The sequence below is a fragment of the Streptomyces turgidiscabies Car8 genome, from assembly GCF_000331005.1.
Taxonomy (GTDB): Bacteria; Actinomycetota; Actinomycetes; order Streptomycetales; family Streptomycetaceae; genus Streptomyces; species Streptomyces turgidiscabies.
This window is the reverse complement of the sequence record NZ_AEJB01000413.1, coordinates 1-3,055: the sequence shown is the minus strand read 5'-3', so window position 1 is coordinate 3,055 and position 3,055 is coordinate 1. Positions and strand designations below refer to the sequence as shown.

Here is a 3,055-nt window from a genome sequence, read left to right as displayed (position 1 = left end):
GTAGCTGGACTGAGCGGCGGGCGATAAGACGAAGGTGTCCAGCATCATGACCACCGACCATGGTGCGTGCTGCCGCCGTACTCGCCGGTCTCCGGGTCGCGGGCGCTCACCGTCAGAATGACGTGCCACTCCCACGTGCCTTCGACCGGTCCGGGCACCTTGGCCCAGTTCAGGGCCTGGATCTCCAGCGTGGGGGCTTCCTTGGCCAGGTCGGCGGCTGCTTGTAGCGCGGCAGCCGCTGTATCGCCCGCGCACACAAGCGCGGTGTGCGCGCTCACCGTGATGTCACTGGACGGGTTGAGTGTGGAAACGACCCGTAGCGCAGAGCTGGCCTCCTGGATCGTCCGTACCAAGTCACCCGCGAACGGGGGCGCCGACGTCCGGCCCTGCTCGACGGCCGTCCCCGGCTGGCCTCCGGGGACGGCGGGCAGGTTCTCGTGCCCTTCGGTCGACTGGCGGGTCTGGTCATCCATGTGGTTCCTCGTCGTGGTCTCGGTCATGTCCTGGGCCCCTGCTTGGGCTGTTGGGGGACGGCGGATCTGTTCGCAGACTCTGGGGGCAAGGCCCTGGCCGTACGGCGGCACGGGCTCCAGCTCGCGCCAGACCACGGACTCGGCGAGTTCCGGCGGGCCGCTGGCGGGGTGACTCACTAGTACCTCCTCTGATCGGCATGGCCCCGGGCACTGGCCAGGTGAACGCGCCGAGCCAGGGCCGTTGCCACGGCCTCCGCCAAGGCGTTTGCGTCAGTCACGGTCGGGGCGGGGCCAGGCGGGGTGATCCACACCCGCCCGTCTACGTGCAGGCCGCTGGCGCTGGTCATCGAGGGCGCCGGGCACAGCATCACCGCCGCGTCCACGCACCTTGTCCAGGGCATCTCGGGCCAGGACGATGCGGTGCCGGGCCGTACGAGGATCTCGACACACCTGCGACGCCCATTGAGCAGGACCGGGCCACGAACGATCCCGCGCTCGCGCAGGAGAGTCAGGACGTCGGCGTCGATCAGCCGGCTGATCCGCAGCACATCCAAGCCCACGATCCGTACGACTCCGGCGCGGCCCACACTCCAGGCCGCGCGCAGGCACGGCCCTGGCGCCGTGCCCGGCTGCCAGGGCTCCACGCCAGCCTTCCAACCGCTGAGGGGCGTCACCACGTGCCCCCCGTATCCCTGTGGCCCGGACAGACAGACACCGGGAACCCGAGTCGGCCGCCGTCCGTACCGCTGGCCATGTAGGCCATGCCACCCGGACTCAAGCCATCGGTCCTCGGGCAGCGGGCACAGCACTCGCCGTGGATCTGGCGGGTCTGCTGGGCCGTCATCCGTAGCGGATCAAGGACGGCTGCACGAATGTCTACGGACGCGGGCGCGGACACCATCGAGTGCTGGCCTGCGGCCTGCGCAAACGGTGACATGAAGCTCCCGATCAACCTCGCGACCGAAGATCGACATACAGCGATCGGGCCGCTACCTGACGTATCCAACAGCCCCTACAGTGGCGCCGTGCGCACTGTCTGCGCAAGTGCGCAGCAAATTCTTGGCAAGTGACGAACATGCGTGCGGGGCATTCAACGAGAGGGGACCTGCTATGTGTGCAGCTCGCGGGGACAGTGCGGCAGACTGTTCGCAGGCAAGTGCGCAAGCGCGGAGCAAGCGAAGGGGAAGGGGGCGACGGCGCGTGGCCCAGCCAAAGACACCTACAGTCAACCGGCGACAGCTTGGCGCGGAACTGCGGCGCCTGCGCAAAACCCGGGGGCTCCTGGCCGCAGAAGTGGCACAGCACCTCCAGTGCTCCGAGACCCGCATCAGCCGCATGGAGACTGGCAGAGGGCGCGTCACCCCCAGGGCCGAGGAGATCGTGAAGCTCTGCGAGCTGTACGGCGTCGCCGACGAGCGCCAGGTGCAGGGGCTCCTCAGCATGCTGACCGACTCGGAGCAGCCCGGATGGTGGGACTCGTACCGGGAAGCACTGCCAAGCGGCCTGGAGGTACTCCTCGGACTGGAGACCGACGCCCGCGCCGAGCGGGCATGGGAACCCGTCCTGATCCACGGCCTGTTGCAGACTCCCGACTACGCTCGCGCTGTCCTGGCTGCGCACCCGGGCAACCGGCCGAACGACATCGAAGACCTGGTGTCAGTGCGTACGAAGCGGCAGGAACTCCTGTCGGCCGAGGACCGAGAGCCGCTCGAACTGTGGGCGATCCTCGACGAGCAAGTGATCAGTCGGCCTGTTGGGGGTCCAGGGATCATGCACGAGCAGATCAGCCACCTGATTGAAGTGGCGGGTCTGCCGAACGTGACCTTGCAAATGGTCCCCATCGCCAAGGGGGCTCATCCCGGCCTCGGCGGGGCGTTCTCCATCCTGGAGTTCGAGGAGAACGAGCCGCTCGTCTATGTGGACTCCCCCGCCGGAAACCTCTACCTGGAGAAGAAGCCCGACGTGCGGCGCTTCACAACGTCGTTCGACCTGCGCAAGGCCAAGGCGCTCGATCCTGACGAGACCACGGCGCGGCTCCAGGACGCTGTGAAGGAGAAACAACAATGACCATCAGCACCGGACACCTCTCGCCGGATGATCTGCCGGACCTCGACTGGTTCAAGGCCTCGGCGTCCTCCGGCAGCGGCGGGTGCCTCGAAGTGGCCTTCATGCCTGACGGCCGTGTTGCCCTACGTGACAACGAGGACCTCAGCAACCCGCCCTTCGTCGTATCCGCACACGTCTGGACTTGCTTCCTCGACGGCGCCAACAAGGGCGAGTTCAACATCCAGAACTGACACACGAAGGTCCCCCCCATGGCCGCCCGGCCCACCACAACAGCACCACGGCGGCCAGGAGTACGGCGTTGAAGAGGAGCCCGGTCGCGTAGTCGCCGCCCGCGCCCCGGCTGATCTCGGGGGTGCCCTCGTGCCCCGCCGCCGTATAGGCGTACCCCGCCAGATACAGCGTCAGCAGGACCGTCATCGGGTCGTCGAACGAGGCCCACGCCGTCAGCAGCGACCGGGCGCGCGGCGACATCCGCCCCCTGCCGGTCAGGCGGCCACCGACAGCGGGTCGATCTG

Annotated in this window: 4 protein-coding genes and 1 pseudogene; 2 read left to right on the top strand and 3 right to left on the bottom strand. The window is 68.0% G+C overall.

Features of this window, described 5'->3' with window-relative positions:
- Positions 1-44: 44 nt before the first annotated feature.
- Positions 45-650 carry a hypothetical protein gene (locus STRTUCAR8_RS30000; RefSeq protein ID WP_006379883.1) on the bottom strand — a complete coding sequence of 202 codons (606 nt, stop codon included), beginning with the start codon at positions 648-650 and terminating at the stop codon, positions 45-47.
- The gene (locus STRTUCAR8_RS29995) at positions 650-1,117 is read right to left on the bottom strand and encodes a hypothetical protein (RefSeq protein ID WP_158697479.1); all 468 of its coding nucleotides are present in this window, start codon (positions 1,115-1,117) and stop codon (positions 650-652) included. The genes STRTUCAR8_RS30000 and STRTUCAR8_RS29995 overlap by 1 nt, the downstream gene beginning before the upstream one ends.
- Before the next feature lie 556 nt (positions 1,118-1,673).
- Between STRTUCAR8_RS29995 and STRTUCAR8_RS29990 the strand changes: the two genes are divergently transcribed.
- Complete coding sequence (locus STRTUCAR8_RS29990; RefSeq protein WP_044473148.1) at positions 1,674-2,540, top strand: helix-turn-helix domain-containing protein; 867 nt, start codon at positions 1,674-1,676, stop codon at positions 2,538-2,540.
- Entirely contained in the window at positions 2,537-2,770 is a 234-nt protein-coding gene (locus STRTUCAR8_RS29985; RefSeq protein WP_006379880.1) for a DUF397 domain-containing protein, read from the top strand. The genes STRTUCAR8_RS29990 and STRTUCAR8_RS29985 overlap by 4 nt, the downstream gene beginning before the upstream one ends.
- Here the strand turns inward: STRTUCAR8_RS29985 and STRTUCAR8_RS29980 are convergent.
- Positions 2,754-3,055: pseudogene (locus STRTUCAR8_RS29980) on the bottom strand (hypothetical protein); the annotation flags it as partial. The gene STRTUCAR8_RS29985 and the pseudogene STRTUCAR8_RS29980 sit on opposite strands and share 17 nt — an antisense overlap.

Coding starts and splice junctions, on each gene's coding strand:
- STRTUCAR8_RS29985 (WP_006379880.1), top strand. CDS start 2,537: ATGACCATCAGCACCGGACACCTCTCGCCGGATGATCTGCCGGACCTC.